This window comes from Microbacterium oxydans (assembly GCF_900095745.1).
GTDB classification, from domain to species: domain Bacteria; phylum Actinomycetota; class Actinomycetes; order Actinomycetales; family Microbacteriaceae; genus Microbacterium; species Microbacterium oxydans_B.
This window is the reverse complement of sequence record NZ_FMIR01000017.1, coordinates 350114-370480: the sequence shown is the minus strand read 5'-3', so window position 1 is coordinate 370480 and position 20367 is coordinate 350114. Positions and strand designations below refer to the sequence as shown.

The following is a 20367-nucleotide window of genomic DNA, read 5'->3' as shown; positions in this document are numbered from 1 at the left end:
ATGACTGCCTACATCATTCGTCGCCTTCTTCAGGCGATACCCGTCTTCCTCGGGGCGACCTTCCTGATTTTCTCGATGGTCTTCCTGCTACCGGGTGACCCGATTCTCGCTCTGTTCGGTGACAAGACACCGACCGATGCGCAGTACGCCGCCTTGCAGGCGCAGTACCACCTGGACCAGCCGTTCTTCACGCGCTACCTGATCTACCTCGGCGACCTGTTCCAGGGTGACCTGGGAACGACCTTCCGCGGCCAGAGCGTCAATGAGATCCTCGCCGCGAAGTTCCCGGTGACGCTGCGCCTCGCGCTGCTGGCGATCGTCATCCAACTCGTCTTCGGCGTCGTCGTCGGTCTGATCTCCGGCCTGCGCAAGAACAGCCTGTTCGACCACGCCTCGATGCTGGTGAGCCTTCTGCTCATCTCGATCCCGGTGTTCGTGCTGGCCTTCATCGCGCAGTACTTCCTCGCCATCGAGCTGCATCTGTTCCGACCAACGGTCGGCCGAGGGGCGCCCTGGTCGGATCTGATACTCCCGGCCATCGTGCTCGCCGCACTGAACTTCGCCTACGTGGTCCGGCTCACGCGCAACTCGGTCATCGAGACGCGTCAGCAGGACTTCGTCCGGATGGCGTTCGGCAAGGGACTCCCCACGCGGCGCGTCATCCCGGTGCATGTGCTGCGCAACTCGCTCATTCCTGTGACGACGAACCTCGCTGCCGACTTCGGCATCCTGATCGTCGGCGCCACCGTCACCGAGGGCGTGTTCAACGTGCCCGGCATCGGAAACGAGCTCTTCAAGGCCATCAATCAACACGATGGTCCGGAGATCGTCTCGATCGTGACCGTGCTCGTCGTGATCTACGTCTTGGTCAACCTGTTCATCGATCTGCTCTACGGTGTGCTCGACCCGAGGATCCGCTATGTCCGATAACACTCGTACCCGCCGTATGGCGCATTATGTGGCCGAGGCCGACGAGGGTGGCCTCGGGGCCGTCGACGCCGTCCGTGTCAGCGAGCGCAAGAGCAACCTGTGGCTCGATGCCTGGCGTGACCTCCGTGGTCGCTGGATGTTCTGGACCGCCGGCGTCTTCGTCGTGCTGCTGGTCGTCATCGCGTCGTTCCCCGACCTGTTCGCTCCGGTCGACCCGTTCCAGTGCGACCTGAATTTCTCGAACGACGGGCCGTCTGCAGGACATCCGTTCGGATACACCTTCCAGGGCTGCGACGTCTACTCCCGAGTCGTGCACGGCGCAGGCACCTCGCTGTCGGTCGGCATCCTGGTGACGATCATCATCGCTGCCATGGGCATCGTGATCGGTGCGTTCGCCGGCTTCTTCGGCGGCTGGATCGATTCGCTGCTCATGCGCATCGGCGACATGTTCTTCGCGATCCCCTACGTGCTGGCCGCCGTGGTCATCATGTCGATGTTCCTCAACGACCGGAACATCCTCGTGGTCTCCCTCGCGATCGGCTTCTTCGGATGGCCGTCGGTCGCGCGCATCCTGCGCGCCGAGATCCTGCGCGTGCGCTCGGCCGACTTCGTGATGGCGTCCGAGGCCCTCGGTGTCTCCCGTGTGCGGACGATGTTCTCGCACGTCATGCCGAACTCGATCGCCCCGGTGATCGTGCTCAGCACGGTCGGTCTCGCCGCGGCCATCACGGCCGAGGCGACGCTGTCCTTCCTGGGTGTCGGTCTGCCGCCGGAGTTCATCTCCTGGGGCAACGACATCGCCATGGCGCAGCAGCGTCTGCGCACCGACCCCATGCCGCTGATCTATCCGTCGATCGCTCTCTCCCTCACCGTGCTGTCGTTCATCATGCTCGGCGAGACGGTACGAGACGCGCTCGACCCGAAGGCGAGGGCACTGCGATGACCGCCGAACACAACCCCGATGTCCCGCTCCTGTCGATCGAGAACCTGGAGGTCGCGTTCAAGACGCAGGACGGCTTCGTCCCTGCGGTGCGCGGCGTCAGCTTCGACATCTACCCGGGCGAGACCATGGCGATCGTCGGCGAGTCCGGTTCGGGCAAGTCGACGACCGCACACGCGATCATCAACCTGCTGCCCGGTAGCGGGAAGGTCACCGGTGGCGCCGTCAAGTTCGAGGGTCGCGACCTGACGAAACTCGGACGCTCCGAGATCGAGCATGTGCGCGGCAACCTCATCGGCCTGGTTCCCCAGGACCCGATGAACAGCCTCAACCCCGTGCACCGCATCGGTTTCCAGGTGGAGGAGACCATCCTCGCCAACGGGCAGGCCGACGGCCGCAAGGCCGCGCGCAAGCAGGCGATCCAGGTGCTGAAGGAGGCGGGACTGGCGGATGCCGATCGGCGTCTGCGGCAGTTCCCGCACGAGTTCTCCGGCGGCATGCGCCAGCGGGTGCTCATCGGCATCGGGCTGTCGTCCGATCCGAAGCTGCTCATCGCCGACGAGCCCACCAGCGCGCTCGACGTCACGGTGCAGAAGCGGATCCTCGATCACCTCGACACCCTCACGAAGGAGCGCAACACTGCGGTCCTGTTCATCACCCACGACCTCGGCCTCGCCGCGGAGCGGGCGGAGAACCTCGTCGTGATGCATCGCGGACGCATCGTGGAATCGGGTCCTGCGCTCGAGATCCTGCAGAACCCGCAGCATCCGTACACCCAGCGGCTGGTCGCCGCGGCGCCGAGCCTGGCGTCGAAGCGCATCCAGACGGCGGTCACGGGCCACGTCGACCCTCTCGCCGAGGTGCTCACGGAGGCCACGGGCACGGTCGATCTCGCATCGATCGCGCACACCGAGGCGGTTCCGGCCGAGCCGGTGATCGAGTTCCGTGATGTGACGAAGGTCTACAAGATCCGGGGGAGCGGCTTCCGCTCCACCGATTTCACGGCCGTCGACAAGATGTCCTTCCAGGTGCCCAAGGGTTCCACGATGGCCATCGTCGGTGAATCTGGTTCCGGCAAGTCGACCGCCGCCAAGATGCTGCTGCGTCTGGAGACGAAGACGTCGGGCTCGATCCTGGTGAACGGTCGGGACACCGACACGCTCTCGCGGCCCGAGCTGCAGGCACTGCGTCGCGAGATGCAGCCGGTGTTCCAGGACCCGTACGGTTCGCTGGATCCGCTGCACAACATCGGAAACACGGTGGCGGAGCCGCTGCGCGTCCACGGGGTCGGCGACACTTCCTCGCGCCGCAAGCGTGTTCTCGAGGTGCTGGACCAGGTCGCGCTCCCGTCGAGTGTGGCCGACCGGTATCCGAACGAGCTCTCGGGCGGTCAGCGCCAGCGAGTCGCCATCGCCAGGGCCCTCGCGCTCAAGCCGGAGATCGTCGTCCTCGACGAGGCCGTGTCGGCGCTGGATGTGCTGGTGCAGGCGCAAGTGCTGAACCTGCTCGCCGAACTCCAGTCCGAGCTCGACCTGACGTATCTGTTCATCACCCATGACCTCGCGGTCGTGCGGGTGATCGCGGATCGGGTCTGCGTGATGGAGCAGGGGCGTGTGGTCGAGCACGGCACGGTCGACGACATCTTCGCGAACCCGCAGCAGGAGTACACGGAGCGACTGCTCCAAGCGATTCCCGGTGCGTCGATCACCCTCGGGAGCAACTGACGGTGACGACGGACGACAGGTCGGAGGGCGTACGGACATTTCGTGCGCCCTCCGGTCCCGCCGCGCTCGTGATCGGCTCGCTTCTGGCCCTGTTCCTGTTGGGCGATGCCGTTCTGCGGGCAGGGTGGGGGCCGATGCTCCTGCTCGCCCCGTGGGTGCTGCTGGTGCTCTGGCTCGTGTATGTGAGCTCCTTCGCCTCGGCCGTGCGCATCGACGACGACGGTGTGGTGGTGCAGAACCTGCTCCGCCGCATCACGTTCGGCTGGCAGCGCGTGCGCGCCGTCGACCTGCGGTGGCAGCTGATCTTCTCGCTCGATGACGGGACGGATCTCGCCTGCTACGGGGGACCGGCCAAGGCCGGCCCGTTCCGGATGCCCGCTCGCGGGGGCGACGGCGAGGAGAAGATGCCCGCAGGCATCCGTGCGCTCACCGAGATCGAGGAGCGCTGGGAAGCCGCGTCAGACACCGCAGATGCCCCGATCCGCCGCAGCTGGGATCGTCCGGCCACGATCGCGCTGGTCGTGATCGTCGTCTGGGCGGTGCTGGCCGTCCTCGTGGCGAACGCGGGTTGACCCCGAATCCTCTGCTCAGCCCGGCAATCCGAAGAGATCGGGCCACATCGCCGCTGCCCACGGGTAGCCGACGAACGCGGCCGCATCGATCAGGAAGTGCGCGACCAGGAACGGCATCAGGCGCCCTGAGCGCTGATACAGCCAGCCGAACAGCAGACCCATCGCGAGATTCCCGAAGAACGCGGGATAGCCCTGATAGAGGTGGTAGCTCGCGCGCAGCACCGACGTGCCGATGATGATCGACCACGGTCCCCAGCCGAGCTGCTTCAGCCGCGTGAAGAGGTAGCCGAGCAGGACGAACTCCTCCTGCAGTGCGGCCCGTGCGGCAGCGAGAAGGAGGACGGGCACCGTCCACCAGTAGGCGTCGATGCCCGCGGGATCGATCGCCACGGTCATCCCGAGTGCGCGACCGGCGAGGTAGAGGCCGATGCCGGGCACGCCGATGGCCAGGACCAGCAGGATGCCGCGACCGATATCGCGCCCCGTCCTGGTGCCGTCGAGTCCCAGCCGGCCCAGGTGCGGTCGGCGCGACTGCCAGAGCAGGAAGCACACCAGCAGCACGGGGACGAGCGAGAACCCGATCGCGAGCACCTGGTAGATGAGGTCGAAGATCTCCCTGTCGCTGCGCGAGGGATTCAGCTTCGCGACCTGATCGGCGATCGGGATCTCGTCGGTGAGGCGGTAGGCGAGCTGCACGATCGCGTACACGGCGGACTGCCCGAGCCCGAGCGCCAGGACGATCGAGATCTCCCACCACAGCCGCGCGCGAGAGGGCGTGGGGGAGAGCTCGGGAAGGTCTCCGGAGGCCTGCGGTCGGGTCACGATCTCGATGCTACGACCTGTTTTCAGGAACTCGCCCTGAGCTTGCGTTATCCTGGAACGTCGGCTTCCCGGCAAAATCCCACACTCTTTAGGACACCTGCATGGCGCACGCCCTTCGCTCTGACCTCCGCAACGTCGCAATCGTCGCCCACGTCGACCACGGCAAGACGACTCTCGTCGACGCCATGCTGCGTCAGACGGGCTCCTTCGGCGAACATGCCCACGTCGATGAGCGCGCGATGGACTCGAACGATCTGGAGCGTGAGAAGGGCATCACGATCCTCGCCAAGAACACGGCGATCACCTACAAGGGCAAGCACGCCGGCGGCAAGGAGATCACGATCAACGTGATCGACACCCCCGGTCACGCCGACTTCGGTGGCGAGGTCGAGCGCGGCCTGTCCATGGTCGACGGTGTCGTGCTGCTCGTCGACGCCAGCGAGGGCCCGCTGCCCCAGACCCGCTTCGTTCTGCGCAAGGCGCTCGAGTCGAAGCTGCCGGTCATCCTGCTCGTCAACAAGACCGACCGTCCCGACGCCCGCATCGCCGAGGTCGAGGAAGAGGCGCACGACCTGCTGCTGGGCCTCGCTTCCGACCTGGTCGACGACGTGCCCGACCTCGATGTCGACGCGCTGCTCGACGTGCCGGTCGTCTACGCCTCCGGTCGTGCCGGCGCCGCGTCGCAGAACCGTCCCGCCGACGGCTCGCTGCCCGACAACGACGACCTCGAGCCGCTGTTCGAGGCGATCCTCGAGCACGTGCCCGCGCCGTCCTACGACGACGAGCACCCGCTGCAGGCCTGGGTCACGAACCTCGACTCCAGCCCGTTCCTCGGCCGCCTCGCGCTGCTGCGCGTCTTCAACGGCACGCTCAAGAAGGGCCAGACCGTGGCCTGGGTCCGTGCCGACGGCACGCACCAGAACGCGCGCATCACCGAGCTCCTGAAGACCCGTGCGCTCGAGCGTTACCCGGCCGAATCCGCGGGCCCCGGCGACATCGTCGCCATCGCCGGCTTCGAGAACATCACCATCGGCGAGACCATCGCCGATCCCGAGGACGTGCGTCCGCTGCCGGCCATCACGGTCGACGACCCCGCCATCTCGATGACCATCGGCACCAACACCTCCCCCCTCATGGGCAAGGTCAAGGGCCACAAGCTCACCGCTCGCATGGTCAAGGACCGTCTCGACAAGGAGCTCATCGGCAACGTCTCGCTCAAGGTCGTCGACATCGGGCGTCCGGATGCCTGGGAGGTGCAGGGTCGCGGCGAGCTCGCCCTCGCCATCCTCGTCGAGAACATGCGTCGCGAGGGCTTCGAGCTCACCGTCGGCAAGCCGCAGGTGGTCACGAAGAAGATCGACGGCAAGACCTACGAGCCCTTCGAGCACCTCACGATCGACACGCCGGAGGAGCACCTCGGCGCGATCACCCAGCTGCTTGCGGGCCGCAAGGGCCGCATGGAGAACATGACGAACCACGGCACCGGTTGGGTGCGCATGGAGTTCGTCGTCCCGTCGCGCGGCCTCATCGGCTTCCGCAGCGAGTTCCTCACCACGACGCGCGGCACCGGCATCGCGAACGCGATCTCGCACGGCTACGAGCCGTGGGCGGGCTCGATCTCGACGCGTCAGAACGGCTCCATCGTCGCCGACCGTTCGGGCGTCGTCACCCCGTTCGCCATGATCGCCCTGCAGGAGCGCATGTCGTTCTTCGTGCAGCCCACGCAGGAGGTCTACGAGGGCATGGTCATCGGCGAGAACTCCCGCGCCGACGACATGGACGTGAACATCACGAAGGAGAAGAAGCTCACCAACATGCGTGCGGCGAGCTCCGACACCTTCGAGTCGATGACGCCTCCGCGCCAGCTGACGCTCGAGGAGAGCCTCGAGTTCGCGCGTGACGACGAATGTGTCGAGGTCACGCCCGAGGTCGTCCGCATCCGCAAGGTGAACCTCGACGCGAACACGCGCGCCCGCGACACCGCGCGCCTGAAGCGTCAGGACGCCGGCTCCTGAGCCTGAGCCTGCTCCGAGAAGAGGGCCTCGTGCCGCCGAAAGGCGAGCGCGGGGCCCTCTTCTCATGTAAATCCCAGGTCAGGGATGGTTTTCACTCAGGTTGATGGTGCAGACTCGTTGGCTTGCGCCCGGGACGAGCTCCCGATGAGTCTCCTGCAAGGGCGTACGACAACCCGAAAGTCGAACCCAATGCTTCAGAAAACCCGTGCGCTTCGGCGCGCCTCCGACGCGGCGTCGGCCCGCGCCGCCGTCACCGCCCGCCGCCCGATGACCATCCTCGGAGTGACCGCCGCCACCCTGGTCGGAATCACGCTCAGCGTCGGTCTGGCCTCCACCTCCGCCGCGGCCGCCATGAGCCCGGCCATCGCCGTCGCCGCGCCCGCACTGTCCGGTGCCGAGCCTCTGGCGAAGATCACCGCAGACGCTTCGTCCACGCGCGCGGAGGCCCGGAGTGCCGTCGCGGCGGCCGAGGCGGTGAGCGCCGACGTGGCGGCTTCCGGTCTCGATGTGGGCGTCTCGACATCCGTCGACACGGCCGAGCTCGAGAGCGGCATCGACAAGCTCTCCGACAGTGAGGTGACGCCGTTGCTCCTCGTGGGCATCGTCACCGACGACGTGGAGTCGGAACTGACGAAGGTCATCTCGGACACCGCGGATCTCCGCACCGCGCTCACCGCGGCGCAGGAGAAGCGCGCCGCGGAGGAAGCGGCCGCAGCGGCGGCCAAGGCTGCGGCAGAGCATGCGGCCGCCGAGCGGGCAGCCGCCGCGGCGCTCGCCTCCGCCAACACCGTCGAGGGTGCCAAGGCCTCCGCGCAGCAGCAGATGTCGAGCCGGTACGGCTGGGGCGGGGATCAGTTCTCGTGCCTGGACTCGCTGTGGACCAAGGAATCGGGCTGGAACTACCAGGCCTACAACTCCGACGGCGGGGCCACCGGGATTCCGCAGGCTCTGCCCGGCAGCAAGATGGCATCCGCGGGAGCAGACTGGCAGTCCAGTGCCGCCACGCAGATCGCCTGGGGCCTCGAGTACATCTCGGCGGCCTATGGAAGTCCGTGCAGCGCCTGGTCGCACTCGCAGGCGATGAACTGGTACTGAGACCGTGAGATCCCAACCCGTCGCCTGTCGCCGGCGGGGAGGGAGGCTCAGCGGAGCTCGGAGACGAGCACGGCGCTCGTGGCCGCTGTCGTCGCCTCGAAGATGTGCGGGGCGTCGCCGGCATACGTCAGATAGTCGCCGGGCTCGAGCAGCACCGGCTCATCCGCCGGTCCGATCAGGGCCTGCCCGGAGATCAGGATGACGTGCTCGATGGTGCCGGGGTGATGTGGGTCAGAGCGTCGAGCATCGCCCGGTTCGGCCTGGATCAGGTAGATGTCGCGTCGCGCGCCGGGAGGGCTGGCCGCCAGCAGGGTGGCGCTGTACGCGGCTGCGGACGACGGGACGCCGGCGAGGTCATCGGCGCGGATCAGCGTCGGGGCGTTGCTCTGCTGGTCGACGAGCACCGCGAACGGTACTCCGAGGGCGACGCCGAGCGCCCACAGCGTCTCGACGCTCGGATTGCCGGCTCCGGCCTCGAGTTGCGAGACGGTCGCTTTGGACACGTCGGCGCGGCGCGCGAGCTCCGAGATCGACAGGCCGACGGCCTCTCGTTCTCGGCGCAGAGTGCGGGCGATGCGTGTGCGGAGGTCTTCCATGCGTTCATCATGCCAAACGTTCGTTCGCTTGACTATCCGTCCGCGAGTGTTCAGAATTATCGTCATGTGTTCAGCGAAGCGAACAGAGGTCCTCGGGGCGGGCGATGACCGCCGAGCGTGAGGTCTGGCGCGAGGCGCTCGGCGTCGTGCTCGCGACCAGCGCCTACGGCGTCTCCTTCGGCGCGCTGGCCGTGGCGTCCGGACTCGACGTCTGGCAGACGTGCGTCCTCAGCCTGCTGATGTTCACCGGAGGATCGCAGTTCGCGTTCATCGGCGTCTTCACTGCGGGAGGCCTCGCCGCTCTGCCCTCCGCGGTCGCGTCCGCCGCCCTGCTCGGCGTGCGCAACGTCGCGTACGGGATGCGCATGTCGCCGATCGTGGGCGGGGGGCCGGCGCGCAAGGCTGCCGCTGCGCATTTCACGATCGACGAGTCCACGGCCGTGGCGATCTCGCAGAGCGACCCGCGGCTGCGCCAGGTGGGTTTCTGGGTCACCGGCATCGGCATCTTCATCGGCTGGAACATCACGACCCTCGTCGGCGCGCTCGTCGGTGACGTGCTCGGCGACCCGCGGACGTGGGGATTGGACGCCGCTGCCGCGGCCGCATTCCTCGCACTGCTCTGGCCTCGGCTCCGGCAGCGGCAGGCCATCGCGGTGGGTGTGGCGGCCGCGGTGGTCGCTGCAGCGTTCACCCCCTTCCTCATGCCGGGTCTCCCGGTGCTCGTCGCGGCCGTCGTGGCGATCGCCGTCGGCTGGTTCAACTGGCTGGGCGGCCGCGAGACGCCGTCGGGTGGTCCCGCCGGCATCCGAACGGAGGAGGCGCCATGAGCCTGTGGAGTGCGATCCTCCTCGCGGCGCTCATCTGCGTCGCGCTCAAGGCCGCCGGATACCTGGTGCCGCCCAAGGTCCTCGAAGCGCCTCGCACTGCTCGCATCTCCGACCTGCTGACGGTCGCGCTGCTGGCAGCGCTCGTCGCGGTGCAGACCCTCGGCGACGGCCAGTCCATCACGGTGGACGCGCGCGTGCCCGCCCTGCTCGTCGCGGGAGGGCTCCTGTGGCTCCGACAGTCGTTCCTCGTCGTCGTGGCGGCGGCTGCACTGGTCGCCGCGCTCCTGCGGCTCTTCGGCCTCGCCTCGTGACGGACTGCTCGGTCACAGGGGGCGCCGGTAAGATCGACGGGTGCGCGTGAGCTGGGTGTCGAGAGTGTTGTCGTGGGTCGCTGCGGCCCTGGTGGGCGGCGTCTATGGCATCGCCGGCACGATCGCGCACAGTGTGATGTGGGGACCGATCCCGGTGGGGCTCATCGTCGCCGCCATCGCCTGCGCGGCGATCCTCGTCGCCGTACGAGCACTCACCCACGACAGAGGGGCGGCGGTGGCAGCCGGCCTCGGGATGATCGGCATGCTGGTGCTGATCTCCGGCGTGGGTCCCGGCGGATCCGTCGTCGTCCCGGATTCCCTGAGTGGGCAGATCTGGACGTACCTGGTCGCGGGAATCGTGCTGCTCGTGATCGCCTGGCCCTCCTTCTCACGGGTTCCGGTCCGCACGGTCGCGCCTGCCGCGCAGGAACCCGAGCGCCACGAGTCGTAGACTGGAGGGGTGACGTATGTGATCGCCCTCCCGTGCGTCGATGTCAAGGATCGCGCCTGCATCGACGAGTGCCCCGTTGACTGCATCTACGAGGGTGAACGGTCGTTGTACATCCACCCCGACGAGTGTGTGGATTGCGGCGCCTGCGAACCGGTGTGCCCGGTCGAGGCCATCTACTACGAAGACGACCTGCCCGACGAATGGCAGGACTACTACAAGGCGAACGTCGAGTTCTTCGATGAGATCGGCTCGCCCGGAGGCGCCGCCAAGGTCGGCGTCTACACGTTCGACCACCCGATCATCGCCGCGCTCCCGCCCCAGGGCGAGTAGGCGTCTTCCGTGAGCGTCCGCGACCTCGCCGACTACCCGTGGGACGCCGTCGTCCCCTTCCGTGCGCGTGCCGCTGAGCATCCCGAGGGCCTCGTGGACCTTTCCGTGGGATCACCGGTGGACCCGACGCCGGAGCTCATCCGTCGTGCGCTGGCCGAGGCCACCGACGCGCACGCCTACCCGCAGACGGTCGGCACGCCGACGCTGCGCGAAGCCATCGTCGAGTGGTACGCGCGGCGCAGGGGAGTGTCCGACCTCCGCGTCGACAACGTCCTGCCGACGATCGGGTCCAAGGAGCTCGTCGCACTGCTGCCCACTCTCCTCGGACTCGGCGAGGGCGACATCGTGGTGCATCCCCGTGTGGCGTACCCCACGTACGAGGTCGGCGCCCGCGTGGTCGGCGCGACTCCGCTCCCGGCCGACGATCCCGCCGAGTGGCCGGAGGGCACCAAGCTCATCTGGATCAACACTCCGGGCAACCCGGACGGCCGGACCTGGACGGTCGACGAGCTCGCTGCGGCCGTGCGCCGTGCGCGCGAACTCGGAGCCGTCCTCGCGAGTGACGAATGCTACGCCGAGCTGGGCTGGGACGGAATCTGGGCGACCGAGCCGATCCCCTCGATCCTCGACCCTCGGGTGACCGGCGGCAGCAGGGCGAACCTGCTCAGCGTGTACTCGCTGAGCAAGCAGTCGAATCTCGCCGGCTATCGAGCCGCGTTCGTCGCCGGCTGCGCGCGCGTCGTCGGAGACCTGCTCACGGCGCGCAAGCACCTCGGACTCATGCCGCCCGCGCCCGTGCAGCACGCCATGGCGGTGGCGCTGGGGGACGACGAGCACGTCGCCGCCCAGAAGGAGCTGTACCGCACCAGGCGAGAAGCACTGCGCCCCGCGCTGGAGGCCGCCGGCTTCCGCATCGATGGTTCGGAGGCCGGGCTGTATCTCTGGGCGACGGAAGGGCGCGATGCCTGGGAGTCGATGGGACGCCTCGCCGATCTCGGCATCCTCGCCGGTCCCGGTCCGTTCTACGGCGCGGACTCCTCGCAGCATGTGCGCCTCGCGCTGACCGCTCCCACCGAGCGGGTGCGAGAAGCCGCGCGCCGGCTCACCGCTTCGGCTCTGTAGGTTTTCTCCGTGAAGATCGCATCTGTTTGGCGGATGTCACAGTAGGCCTGTGTGCCTACTAGGCTGTAAAGGCGATTCGGTCGTGTCTCGACCTGGTGCCACAGCGCCGTGAGATCGCCAGTTCCGACTTGATCAAGATCTTGTCCGATGCACCGCGACCAGCGGGGTCGGACGCCAGGAGGAGGACCGCGTGAGCGCAGCGGCAGAGCAGACGGCGAAGCTGACGATCGGCGATACAACCGCCGAATTCCCGGTATTGCGCGGTACGGCAGGCCACGACAGCATCGACTTCTCGACGCTGACCCGGCAGACCGGCTACACCGGCCTCGACTACGGTTTCGTCAACACGGCGTCCACCAAGTCCGACATCACGTTTATCGACGGCGACAAGGGGATCCTGCGCTACCGCGGATATCCCATCGAGCAGCTGGCAGGATCGACGAGCTACCTCGAGGTCGCCTGGCTCCTGATCTACGGGGAACTGCCCTCGGCTTCCGAGCTGGCGGAGTTCGACGAGAAGATCCGTCGCCACACGCTGCTACACGAAGACCTCAAGCGCTTCTTCTCGGCTCTGCCGCACACGGCGCACCCGATGTCGGTGCTCTCGTCGGCGGTCGCCGCCCTCTCGACGTACTACGAGGGGCAGACCGACCCGCACAACCCCGAGCATGTCGAGCTGAACATGGTGCGCATGCTCGCCAAGCTGCCCGTGATCGCGGCCTATGCGCACAAGAAGAGCGTCGGCCAGGCCTTCCTGTACCCCGACAACTCGCTGAGCTTCGTGGACAACTTCCTCAAGCTCAACTTCGGCGTGCACAGCGAGGAGTACGAGGTCAACCCGGTCATGTCGAAGGCTCTCGAGCTTCTCCTGATCCTCCACGAAGACCACGAGCAGAACGCCTCCACCTCGACTGTCCGCCTGGTGGGCTCTACCGGCGCGAACCAGTTCGCCTCGGTCTCCGCCGGCATCCAGGCACTCTCCGGTCCGCTGCACGGCGGTGCGAACGAGGCCGTCCTGACGATGTTGGGGCAGATCCGCGACTCCGGCCAGAGCGTCTCGCGCTTCGTGGAGCGGGTGAAGAACAAGGAGGAGGGCGTGAAGCTCATGGGCTTCGGGCACCGCGTCTACAAGAACTACGATCCGCGCGCCAAGCTGGTCAAGGACGCCGCCGATGAGGTGCTCTCCTCGCTGGGCGTCACCGATCCGCTTCTCGACCTCGCGAAGGAGCTCGAGGAACTCGCCCTCGCCGACGACTACTTCCGTGAGCGTCGCCTGTACCCGAACGTCGACTTCTACACGGGCGTCATCTACAAGGCGATGGGCTTCCCGACCCGGATGTTCACGGTGCTGTTCGCCATCGGTCGGCTGCCTGGCTGGCTGGCGCAGTGGCGCGAGCTGCAGCTCGACCCGCAGACCAAGATCGGCCGCCCGCAGCAGCTGTACACGGGCTCTCCCGAGCGGTCGTTCCCGACTCGCTGAGCACAGAACGAGAAAGCGCCCCTTCCGCCGAAACGGAAGGGGCGCTTTGCTGTCGAGCTGCGTCCGCGGGTCAGCGACCCTGCGCGCTGCGGCCGCCCTGACGGGACTGTCCGCTCTGCGTGGAGTAGCCACCGCCCTGGTAGCCGCTGCCCTGGCCACCGGCGCCACCGGCGCGGGGGCGGCGACGACGACGCGCGGGCGGGTTCGCCGCACCGCTCTTCTCGCCACCGGCGGGACGCTGCTTGGACGACTGACGCTGCTGCTGCTGCGGAGCCTGCACGGGAGCCGGGCGCACGTGCGGGGCGCGCTCGGGGACCAGGGCCGTGACGGCAGCGGTCGTGACATCTTCCAGCGGAGCCGAGATGGCCGCCTTGCGCAGCAGGTCCTTGACGTCACGGCGCTGCTCGGGGAGCACGACGGTCACGACGGTGCCGGCAGCACCGGCACGGGCCGTACGTCCGGAACGGTGCAGGTATGCCTTGTGCTCGACGGGCGGGTCGACGTGGACGACGAGGTCGACGTTGTCGACGTGCACGCCACGGGCGGCGACATCGGTCGCGACGAGGACGCGCACTCCGCCGTCTTCCGGTGCGGCGGAGAAGGCGCCGAGGTTGCGCTCACGAGCGTTCTGCGACAGGTTTCCGTGCAGGTCGACGGCCGGAATGCCGGCAGCCGTGAGCTGCTTCGCGAGCTTCTTCGCCTGGTGCTTGGTGCGGGTGAAGAGGATGCGGCGGCCGGTGCCGGAGGCGAGCTCCTTCACGAGAGCGGTCTTGTTGTCGGTGGAGTCGACGACCAGCACGCGGTGGGTCATCTCGCCCACGGGCACGCTCTCTTCATCGACCTCGTGGCTGACCGCGTTCGAGAGGAAGCGGCGGGCGAGGGTGTCGATGCCGCGGTCCAGCGTCGCGCTGAACAGGAGGCGCTGGCCACCGGCCGGCGTCGCGGTGAGAATGCGGGTGACGCCGGGGAGGAAGCCGAGGTCGGCCATGTGGTCGGCCTCGTCGAGCACGGTGACCTCGATCGCGCTGAGGCGCACGACCTGCTGCTTCATGAGGTCTTCGAGTCGACCGGGGCAGGCCACGACGATGTCGACGCCGCCGCGCAGCGCCTGCTCTTGCGGACGCTGGCTGACGCCACCGAAGACGGTCGTGACGCGCAGGCCGGCAGCCTCGGCGAGCGGGGCGATGGTCGCGGCGATCTGCGTCGCGAGTTCACGGGTCGGGGCGAGGACGAGTCCGCGCGGGAGGCCGGCGCGGCGCTGACCACCGGATGCGGCGAGGCGCGCCACGAGCGGCAGGGCGAAGGCGATGGTCTTACCGCTGCCCGTGCGTCCGCGGCCGAGGAGGTCGCGACCCGCGAGGGAGTCGGGAAGGGTGTCGCGCTGGATCGCGAAGGCCTCGGTTTTGCCGGAATCGGCGAGAACGGCGGCGAGCTCGGCGGGAACGCCGAGTTCAAGGAAAGTAGACATGCAGAAACTCCGTCAGCGCACGAGTGATCGGCGCGAGATAAGGGGTGAGGTGGGCGACGGCGCAGGAATTGCGCATCGGTTCGCCGTTCGAAATGCCAGCTCATGCTGGTGGTGGGAGCAGTTCTGCTCGCTTCGGTCCTCGGAGACCCCATGACGACGACGATGTTGCAGCACCGGCGGTGCGGACAACGGTGTCAGTCTACCAGTGCGTGCATGCCGTCGGCTGCATGCCGCCTCCACGCGCGGGTCGCGGGCGGCCGACGCACGCGCAGGGAGGGCTCTCAGGCGTGAAGGGCCTCGTTGAGCGTCACGCCCACGCCGGCACGGCGCACGGCCTCGACGGCCCCGCTGAGGGAGTTCCGGCGGAAGAGCAGCCCGTCCTGGCCGGAGAGTTCTCCGCCCTTCACCGTCTTGCGTCCGCCGTCCGGCGTCATCGGGCCGTCGACCAGCACGATCTTCGTCCCGGCGGTCACGTACAGGCCCGCCTCGACGACGCAGTCGTCGCCGAGGGAGATGCCGATGCCGGCGTTCGCTCCGAGCAGGGTGCGCGCGCCGATCGACACCCGGTGCGTGCCACCGCCCGAGAGCGTGCCCATGATCGAGGAACCGCCGCCGATGTCGCTGCCGTCGCCCACGACGACGCCCTGCGAGATGCGTCCCTCGACCATGGAGGAGCCGAGCGTTCCGGCGTTGAAGTTGACGAAGCCCTCATGCATCACGGTGGTGCCGGGGGAGAGGTGTGCGCCGAGCCGCACGCGCGAGGCGTCGGCGATCCTGACGCCCGCAGGCTGCACGTAGTCGGTCAGGCGCGGGAACTTGTCCAGTCCCTGCACCTGGATGCCGGCGCGCTGGAGGTGCGGCCGCAGTCGGGCGGCGTCGGCGGGGAGCACCGGGCCGGCGTTCGTCCAGGCGACGTTGGGCAGGTGGCCGAAGATGCCCTCCAGGTTCAGCTCGTTGGGGCGCACGACGAGGTGCGAGAGGGCGTGCAGTCGCAGGTACGCGTCGGCCGTGGAAGCGGGAGCTGCGTCGAGGTCGATCTGGAGCCGGACGATCTCGACGGTCACGTTCCGTCGCTCATCGGCGCCGACGAGGGGCTCGAGCGCGGCGACGGCGGCATCGTCTGCGGAGGCAGATCCCGTGCGGACATCCGGGTACCACGCATCGAGAACCGTGCCATCGCCGGCGATCGTGGTCAGGCCGATACCCCATACGGTGCGTGCGTCGCTCATCCCTCCACGCTATCGCGCCGGGAGGCGGGGGACTTCACGCATGACGGGGTAAGTAGGCTTGACCCATGGTGCTCGATCTGACCGCGTCCTCCGTCGACCTCACCCGTGCGATCTGCGACATCCCGAGCGTGTCCGGCGACGAGAAGACCCTCGCCGACGCGATCGAGGCGGCCATCACGCCGCTGACGCACCTCGAAGTCTTCCGCCACGGCAACACGATCGTCGCCCGCACCGATCTCGGGCGCGCGCAGCGCGTCGCCATCGCCGGTCACATCGACACCGTGCCGATCAATGCGAACCTGCCGACCAGGGACATCGAGATCGACGGCGTGCCCTATCTCTGGGGGCGCGGAACCGTCGATATGAAGGCGGGCACGGCCGTGCAGCTCAAGCTCGCGGCGGAGCTCACCGATCCCGCGATCGACATCACTTGGATGTGGTACGACAACGAAGAGATCGAGGCGTCCAAGAACGGCCTCGGCCTGCTCGCCGCGGTGCGACCCGACCTGTTCCGGGCGGATTTCGCGATCCTCGGCGAACCCTCCAACGGCGAGGTCGAGGGCGGATGCAACGGCACGCTGCGCGCGATCGTGCGCACGACCGGCGTTCGCGCACACAGTGCACGAGCGTGGATCGGCGAGAACGCGATCCACCGTGCGGCGCCGATCCTGACGCGGCTCGCCGAGTACCGCGCCAGGGAGGTGCCGGTCGAGGGGCTCCTGTACCGGGAGAGCCTGAGCGCCGTGCGAATCGCCGGCGGCGTCGCGGGCAACGTCATCCCCGACGCGTGCGAGGTCGAGGTCAACTATCGCTTCGCGCCCAGCAAGTCCGCCGCGGACGCTGAAGCGCACCTCCGCGGGGTTCTCGCCGGCTTCGAGATCGAGATCACCGACGCCGCCGAGGGCGCGCGCCCCGGACTCGACGCCGAGATCGCGAAGCAGTTCGTGGCGGCTGTGGGCGCCGAGCCGCGCCCGAAGTACGGCTGGACCGACGTCGCCCGCTTCTCGGCGCTCGGCATTCCGGCGGTGAACTACGGTCCCGGCGACCCGCACCTCGCGCACCACGACGAGGAGCGCGTACCGCTCGCGCAGATCGACGCCGTGGAGCGGGGCCTGCGCGCATGGCTCACCTCGCGCTGAGCACGGCTCGCCGTTGGGCGCAGGCGCCGATCGCGCTGCGGATCGCGATCATCTACCTCGCGGCACGGGCAACGACCACGATCTTCCTGCTCATCGCCGCGTCGCTGTCGACGTCGTTCTCGCGCTTCGGGGCCGATGCCGGACTCGATGACTTCATCCTCGGCTGGGACGCCCAGTGGTACTGGCTGGTCGCGGAGTCCGGCTATCCGACCGAGCTTCCCCTGACGGAGTCGGGCGAAGTCGCCGAGAACGCCTGGGCATTCATGCCCGTGTTCGCATATGCGGCGAAGGCGGTGGGCTTCGTCTTCGGGTCCTGGGGAGTCGGCGCTCTCCTGATCTCGCTGGCCGCGGGGTATCTCGCGTGCCTCGCGCTTCATCGTCTGCTCCGTGACCGCATCGGCGCTTCTGCGGCGCTCTGGGCAGTCGTGTTCTTCGCTGCCGGGCCGATCGCCGCGATGTTCCAGGTCGGTTATGCCGAGACTCTGTTCCTGCTGCTGCTGTTCCTCGCGCTCGATGCGACGATCAGACACGAGTACGGCCGGCTCTACCTCCTGATCCCGGTGATGGCCTTCACGCGCCCCGGGATCCTCGCCTTCGCCCTGTACCTCGGGTTGCACGGTGTCGTGCGCTGGTTCCGCCGGAAGAAGGAACCGCTCACCGGGCGCGAGATCACGCACATCGTCGCGCTCGGGGCGCTCGCGACCGCGGCGGGCTTCGCCTGGCAACTGATCGCCGGTGTCGTCACGGGCGATCCCGGTGCCTATCTCGCGACCGAACTCGCGTGGCGCCGGCACTGGATCGTCGGCGGCGTCGACGGTTTCCTGCCGTTCGAAGGATGGGTTCAGGCCTCGCAGTTCTGGTTCGCGCTCTGGGGCATGCCGCAGTGGTGGGGGCCGGTGGCGCTCGTGCTGCTCGTCGCGGCGGCCGCCGTCGCCCTCCTGCGCTCGCCCCAGGTGCGCGCCCTCGGCGGTGACCTGCGTCTGTGGAGCGCCAGCTATCTCCTGTACCTCCTCGCGGTGTTCTTCCCGCAGTCCAGCACGTTCCGCCTGCTGCTGCCCCTCAGCCCGCTCTGGGGCGCCGTCGCGGTTCCTCGATCGCGGTGGTGGCGCGTCGGTGTGGTGGCCCTCTGCCTCCTGGGCCAGTGGCTCTGGATCTACCACGTGTATGCGCTCGGAAGCACGTTCTGGCAGGTGCCCTGACCGTGTCCGGCGACCCAATTGTTGCTCGGTGACCTCCAGGTCCCGGTGACACCCGATAAACTCATTCCATACCACCGGAGGAAAGGGAGCCACGATGGCAGCGATGAAGCCGAGGACCGGAGACGGACCCATGGAGGCCGTGAAAGAAGGACGACTCATCATCGTGCGCGTTCCGCTCGAAGGCGGCGGCCGTCTGGTCGTCTCCGTGAACGACGCCGAGGCCAAGGAACTTCACGACGTGCTTGCAGCCGTCGTGGCACCGGCCTAAACGATCTGAGGTCCGCATCCGCGGACCGAAAGGGCGGTGGATCCTCGGATCCACCGCCCTTTGTCGATTCCGGGAAATACCCGAGCGAGGCGATTCTCAGTCGCGGTCGGCGAGTCTGATCAGCTGGAGCAGTCCTTCACCTGCGGGTGACACGGTCGCCAACACGGCCGAAGACTCCTGCGTCTCCTGCACCAGAGAGCGGTAGGCCGACGTGACTTCATCGCGCTGCACCGGGTCGGCCACGCGGCCGCCGCCGAGGATCCGCGGCACCAGCACGATGCCGCCGGTGCGGGCGAGGCGGAGTCCGTGCTCGACGTACTCGATGATGTGGTCGGGGTCGGCGTCGACGAGCACGATGTCGTACGAGGCCTCATTCATGCGGGGGAGCACGTCGATGGCGCGACCGGTGATGAATCGGACCTTGGTGGACGGCACCTTCGCGTCGGTGAAAGCCTGTCGCGCTGCTGCGAGGTGCTCGGGCTCGTTGTCGATCGAGGTGAGCACGGCCTGCGGCGCTCCGTGCAGCAGCCAGAGTCCGGAGACGCCGGCGCCGGTGCCGATCTCGACGATCGAGCGCGCGCCGGTCGCGGCGGCGAGCACGGCGATCTGGGAACCGACGACGGTGCTGATCGGCATCGCGCCGAGCTCGACCGCATGCGCGCGCGCACGTGCGATGGCGTCGGGTTCCACGATGGACTCGCGAAGGAATCGCGCGTTCGCGTCGTGCTCGCTCATGGCCTGTTTCTCCCTGCCTGCCCGGTGGTTCCCTCCAGAGTATTCGCTCGGTGTACCCGCGGACCGCAGGCGCGACGGTAGCCTGTAGAGATGACGTTCGGGCTCACCTTCGAGAAGCTGCTGCTGATCGGCCTCATCGCGGTCCTCATCATCGGCCCGGAACGTCTTCCGCGAGCTGCCGAAGGCTTCTCCCGCATGGTCCGCAAGGCCGGCGAGTATCTTCGCTCGACCAAGTCCCGCATGCGCGAGGAGATGGGTCCGGAGCTCGACGATGTGGACTGGCGCAAGCTCGACCCCCGTCAGTACGATCCGCGACGCATCATCCGCGACGCGCTGTTCGAGGAGCCGCAGCCGGCCGCGACGCCGACGCAGGCGCGAGAGACGATCGCGGAGCCTGTCGCTCCCCGTGCGCTCCCGCAGGAGTTCAGCGCGAGCAACCGGCCTCCGTTCGACCCCGAAGCCACGTGACCCGAGGGCGGCTCGCCGATCGCGATGCCGTGGCATTCGGGTTCTCCGCGCTGTGCGCGTGCATCGGTGTGCTGATCTGGGCGCTCTGGGTGTTGCCCGTCGCAGCCTCCGTGAGAGATGCGGACCCGGTTCCGCTGGGACGGGGGGATACGGTCGAGCTGCGGGCGGGCGAGCGAGTCGGCATCTGGGGCAGCGGCATCTCCGCGATGCTGGGGACGTTGGAGTGCTCGGTGTCGGGCCCGGACGGCGCCGCTCTCCCTCAGCGCGGAGGACCCTCGCTGTCGTGGGACGACACGCTCTGGTGGATGACCCCGAAACGCGGGTTCGAGCAGCATGCGCAGTTCACCGCTGCTCATGAGGGCGTCCACACCGTCACCTGCATCGACTCGCTCGACACCTACGACGGCGAGTTCCTCGTCGCCGGGGACGCCTTCGGGAGTGGCTCCATCGGACTCGGCCGCACAGGGGGGAACGACTTCGCCACGGGGACGCTCCTGGCGTTCGGTGCGGTGTTCTGTCTTCCCGTCGCCGCGTTGCTGCCCGTCATCATCCTGGTCCGCCGTCGGGTCACCGGACGGAGAAGCACGCGAGATGCCGAGCACGCGCACGAGTCCTGGACGGAGTCCCCGGAGCTGTAGGGGAGCTG

Annotated in this window: 22 protein-coding genes; 17 read left to right on the top strand and 5 right to left on the bottom strand. The window is 68.2% G+C overall.

Features of this window, described 5'->3' with window-relative positions:
* The 4 genes from BQ2383_RS12080 to BQ2383_RS12065 are packed head-to-tail and all read left to right on the top strand — an operon-like array spanning window position 1 to window position 4166.
* A complete protein-coding gene (locus tag BQ2383_RS12080) occupies window positions 1–930 on the top strand; it encodes an ABC transporter permease (RefSeq protein WP_091034157.1) in 930 nt (309 codons plus the stop codon).
* On the top strand, window positions 920–1873 hold the full coding sequence (locus tag BQ2383_RS12075; protein WP_091034155.1) for an ABC transporter permease: 954 nt from the start codon (window positions 920–922) through the stop codon (window positions 1871–1873). The genes BQ2383_RS12080 and BQ2383_RS12075 overlap by 11 nt, the downstream gene beginning before the upstream one ends.
* The gene (locus tag BQ2383_RS12070; RefSeq protein ID WP_091034152.1) at window positions 1870–3594 is read left to right on the top strand and encodes an ABC transporter ATP-binding protein; all 1725 of its coding nucleotides are present in this window, start codon (window positions 1870–1872) and stop codon (window positions 3592–3594) included. The genes BQ2383_RS12075 and BQ2383_RS12070 overlap by 4 nt, the downstream gene beginning before the upstream one ends.
* A gap of 2 nt (window positions 3595–3596) precedes the next feature.
* Complete coding sequence (locus tag BQ2383_RS12065) at window positions 3597–4166, top strand: PH domain-containing protein (protein ID WP_091034149.1); 570 nt, start codon at window positions 3597–3599, stop codon at window positions 4164–4166.
* 15 nt (window positions 4167–4181) lie between these two features.
* On the opposite strand, the gene BQ2383_RS12060 is transcribed toward BQ2383_RS12065, so the two are convergent.
* A complete protein-coding gene (locus BQ2383_RS12060) occupies window positions 4182–4988 on the bottom strand; it encodes a CPBP family intramembrane glutamic endopeptidase (protein WP_091034147.1) in 807 nt (268 codons plus the stop codon).
* A 101-nt stretch (window positions 4989–5089) separates the two neighbouring features.
* Here BQ2383_RS12060 and typA point away from each other — a divergent pair, with 101 nt between their 5' ends.
* Window positions 5090–7003, top strand: coding sequence for a translational GTPase TypA (gene typA / locus BQ2383_RS12055; RefSeq protein WP_091034144.1), 1914 nt, complete (start codon window positions 5090–5092; stop codon window positions 7001–7003).
* A 189-nt stretch (window positions 7004–7192) separates the two neighbouring features.
* Window positions 7193–8098, top strand: coding sequence for a phospholipase (locus BQ2383_RS12050; protein ID WP_208617663.1), 906 nt, complete (start codon window positions 7193–7195; stop codon window positions 8096–8098).
* A 47-nt stretch (window positions 8099–8145) separates the two neighbouring features.
* On the opposite strand, the gene BQ2383_RS12045 is transcribed toward BQ2383_RS12050, so the two are convergent.
* Complete coding sequence (locus tag BQ2383_RS12045) at window positions 8146–8694, bottom strand: helix-turn-helix domain-containing protein (RefSeq protein ID WP_091034142.1); 549 nt, start codon at window positions 8692–8694, stop codon at window positions 8146–8148.
* A gap of 104 nt (window positions 8695–8798) precedes the next feature.
* Between BQ2383_RS12045 and BQ2383_RS12040 the strand changes: the two genes are divergently transcribed.
* The 6 genes from BQ2383_RS12040 to BQ2383_RS12015 all read left to right on the top strand — a co-directional run bounded on the left by BQ2383_RS12040 (window position 8799) and on the right by BQ2383_RS12015 (window position 13215).
* The gene (locus tag BQ2383_RS12040; protein WP_091034140.1) at window positions 8799–9521 is read left to right on the top strand and encodes an AzlC family ABC transporter permease; all 723 of its coding nucleotides are present in this window, start codon (window positions 8799–8801) and stop codon (window positions 9519–9521) included.
* Window positions 9518–9832, top strand: coding sequence for an AzlD domain-containing protein (locus tag BQ2383_RS12035; protein ID WP_091034138.1), 315 nt, complete (start codon window positions 9518–9520; stop codon window positions 9830–9832). Before BQ2383_RS12040 ends, BQ2383_RS12035 begins: the two co-directional genes overlap by 4 nt.
* A gap of 40 nt (window positions 9833–9872) precedes the next feature.
* A complete protein-coding gene (locus tag BQ2383_RS12030) occupies window positions 9873–10283 on the top strand; it encodes a hypothetical protein (protein WP_029262902.1) in 411 nt (136 codons plus the stop codon).
* A 9-nt stretch (window positions 10284–10292) separates the two neighbouring features.
* On the top strand, window positions 10293–10613 hold the full coding sequence (gene fdxA, locus BQ2383_RS12025; RefSeq protein ID WP_046013877.1) for a ferredoxin: 321 nt from the start codon (window positions 10293–10295) through the stop codon (window positions 10611–10613).
* A gap of 9 nt (window positions 10614–10622) precedes the next feature.
* Window positions 10623–11735, top strand: a complete 1113-nt coding sequence (gene dapC, locus BQ2383_RS12020; protein WP_091034135.1) for a succinyldiaminopimelate transaminase — start codon at window positions 10623–10625, stop codon at window positions 11733–11735.
* A 190-nt stretch (window positions 11736–11925) separates the two neighbouring features.
* The gene (locus BQ2383_RS12015; RefSeq protein WP_081859847.1) at window positions 11926–13215 is read left to right on the top strand and encodes a citrate synthase; all 1290 of its coding nucleotides are present in this window, start codon (window positions 11926–11928) and stop codon (window positions 13213–13215) included.
* Between the two features lie 70 nt (window positions 13216–13285).
* On the opposite strand, the gene BQ2383_RS12010 is transcribed toward BQ2383_RS12015, so the two are convergent.
* A complete protein-coding gene (locus tag BQ2383_RS12010; protein WP_091034132.1) occupies window positions 13286–14683 on the bottom strand; it encodes a DEAD/DEAH box helicase in 1398 nt (465 codons plus the stop codon).
* Between the two features lie 281 nt (window positions 14684–14964).
* Entirely contained in the window at window positions 14965–15912 is a 948-nt protein-coding gene (gene dapD, locus BQ2383_RS12005; protein WP_091034129.1) for a 2,3,4,5-tetrahydropyridine-2,6-dicarboxylate N-succinyltransferase, read from the bottom strand.
* Window positions 15913–15977: 65 nt separating this feature from the next.
* On the opposite strand from dapD, the gene dapE reads away from it, so the two are divergent.
* The 3 genes from dapE to BQ2383_RS11990 all read left to right on the top strand — a co-directional run bounded on the left by dapE (window position 15978) and on the right by BQ2383_RS11990 (window position 18518).
* Window positions 15978–17051 carry a succinyl-diaminopimelate desuccinylase gene (dapE, locus tag BQ2383_RS12000; protein ID WP_091034126.1) on the top strand — a complete coding sequence of 358 codons (1074 nt, stop codon included), beginning with the start codon at window positions 15978–15980 and terminating at the stop codon, window positions 17049–17051.
* On the top strand, window positions 17033–18250 hold the full coding sequence (locus BQ2383_RS11995) for a hypothetical protein (protein ID WP_091034123.1): 1218 nt from the start codon (window positions 17033–17035) through the stop codon (window positions 18248–18250). Before dapE ends, BQ2383_RS11995 begins: the two co-directional genes overlap by 19 nt.
* A 94-nt stretch (window positions 18251–18344) precedes the next feature.
* Window positions 18345–18518, top strand: a complete 174-nt coding sequence (locus BQ2383_RS11990) for a DUF3117 domain-containing protein (RefSeq protein WP_017203323.1) — start codon at window positions 18345–18347, stop codon at window positions 18516–18518.
* Window positions 18519–18614: 96 nt separating this feature from the next.
* Here the strand turns inward: BQ2383_RS11990 and BQ2383_RS11985 are convergent, their stop codons facing one another.
* Window positions 18615–19253, bottom strand: coding sequence for an O-methyltransferase (locus tag BQ2383_RS11985; RefSeq protein WP_091034121.1), 639 nt, complete (start codon window positions 19251–19253; stop codon window positions 18615–18617).
* A gap of 90 nt (window positions 19254–19343) precedes the next feature.
* On the opposite strand from BQ2383_RS11985, the gene BQ2383_RS11980 reads away from it, so the two are divergent.
* A complete protein-coding gene (locus BQ2383_RS11980; RefSeq protein ID WP_091034118.1) occupies window positions 19344–19721 on the top strand; it encodes a twin-arginine translocase TatA/TatE family subunit in 378 nt (125 codons plus the stop codon).
* Window positions 19718–20359, top strand: coding sequence for a hypothetical protein (locus BQ2383_RS11975; RefSeq protein ID WP_091034116.1), 642 nt, complete (start codon window positions 19718–19720; stop codon window positions 20357–20359). The genes BQ2383_RS11980 and BQ2383_RS11975 overlap by 4 nt, the downstream gene beginning before the upstream one ends.
* Window positions 20360–20367 lie beyond the last annotated feature (8 nt).